The 232-nt window shown below is 65.1% G+C and carries 1 protein-coding gene; it reads left to right on the top strand.

Going from position 1 to position 232, the window contains the following annotated elements; all coding sequences use genetic code 11:
- Window position 1: 1 nt before the first annotated feature.
- The coding region (locus tag I5I_RS16615; RefSeq protein WP_239640138.1) for an ATP-binding cassette domain-containing protein at window positions 2-232 on the top strand (231 nt) is incomplete at its 3' end.

The following is a 232-nucleotide window of genomic DNA, read 5'->3' as shown; positions in this document are numbered from 1 at the left end:
CATTCCCGATGGATCGTTCACGGTCATCATCGGACCCAATGCCTGCGGCAAGTCGACGCTTCTTCGAGGCCTGGCTCGACTCCTGCACCCTTCGGCCGGGACCATCCTGCTCGACGGTGCCGACATCTCACGCCGCTCACCGAAAGAGGTCGCTCGACGCCTCGGTCTGCTGCCCCAAAGCGCGTCCGCCCCCGAGGGAATCACGACTCTAGAGGATCCCCGGGACCGAGCT

The organism is Microbacterium sp. B24 (genome assembly GCF_000333415.1).
Lineage (GTDB): Bacteria > Actinomycetota > Actinomycetes > Actinomycetales > Microbacteriaceae > Microbacterium.
This window is presented reverse-complemented; position numbering and strand designations above follow the sequence as displayed.